We start from the raw sequence: 1303 nt of genomic DNA on the forward strand, positions 1-1303 counted from the left end.
CCGCGATTCCGACCCTTGGGCGCTATGCGCAGCTTGACCGGGTGCGCGCGCCGCATGACATGCGCAACCTTTCGGTGGAGCAGTTAAAGCAGCTGGCGGATGAACTGCGGTCGGAAACGATCGACGCGGTGTCCACCACGGGCGGGCATCTGGGCGCGTCGCTGGGCGTGGTTGAACTGACGGTGGCGCTGCATGCCGTGTTCGACACGCCCGATGACCGGGTGATCTGGGATGTCGGCCACCAGGCCTATCCGCACAAGATCCTGACCGGGCGGCGTGAGCGCATCCGCACCCTGCGCCAGCCGGGCGGCCTTTCGGGCTTCACCCGCCGCAGCGAGAGCGAATACGACCCGTTTGGCGCCGCCCACTCCTCGACTTCCATTTCCGCGGGCCTCGGCATGGCCGTCGCCCATCACCTGCGCGCGGAGGAAGACCCCTCCTACCGCGAGCGCAACGTGATTGCGGTGATCGGCGATGGCTCGATCTCGGCGGGCATGGCGTATGAGGCGATGAACAACGCCTCGCATTGCGGTCCCGGCGCCGAGCGCCTGATCGTGGTGCTCAACGACAACGAAATGTCCATCGCCCCGCCGGTCGGCGCGATGTCGAGCTACCTGTCGCGGCTCATGTCCTCGCGCAAGTTCCTGTCCCTGCGCGAACTGGCGGGCAAGATGGCCAAGCGCCTGCCGGGCCGTCTGGAACGCACGGCGAAGAAGGCGGATGAATACGCGCGCGGCATCATGACCGGCGGCACGCTGTTCGAGGAACTGGGCTTCTACTATGTCGGCCCCGTGGACGGGCATGACATGAACCAGCTTGTCCATATCCTGCGCAACCTGCGCGACGCGGAAGATGTCGGCCCCGTGCTGCTGCATGTGATCACCGAGAAGGGCCATGGTTACACGCCGGCCGAATCGGCGGGCGACAAGTATCACGCCGTCTCCAAATTCAACGTCGTGACCGGCGAGCAGAAGAAGGGTCCGGCCGGGCCGCCGAGCTATACGTCCGTCTTCGCCAGGGAACTGGTCCGTCAGGCCGCGACCGACGACAGGATCGTCACCGTCACCGCCGCGATGCCGTCGGGCACGGGTCTGGACAAGTTTGCAAAAGCCTATCCCGACCGCTTCTTTGATGTCGGCATTGCCGAACAGCATGCCGTGACCTTTGCCGCAGGCATGGCGACCGAGGGGCTGCGCCCGTTCTGCGCCATCTATTCCACCTTCCTGCAGCGCGCCTATGATCAGGTGATGCATGACGTGGTGCTGCAGAAGCTGCCGGTGCGTTTCGCCATCGACCGCGCGGG

Annotated in this window: 1 protein-coding gene; it reads left to right on the forward strand. The window is 65.6% G+C overall.

Translation table 11 applies throughout. The annotated features are described in order from the left end of the window. Positions 1-5 precede the first annotated feature (5 nt). A partial coding sequence (gene dxs, locus CFR79_RS15405) for a 1-deoxy-D-xylulose-5-phosphate synthase (RefSeq protein ID WP_110548465.1) occupies positions 6-1303 on the forward strand: 1298 nt, incomplete at its 3' end.

Source organism: Komagataeibacter saccharivorans (genome assembly GCF_003207825.1).
Lineage (GTDB): Bacteria > Pseudomonadota > Alphaproteobacteria > Acetobacterales > Acetobacteraceae > Komagataeibacter > Komagataeibacter saccharivorans.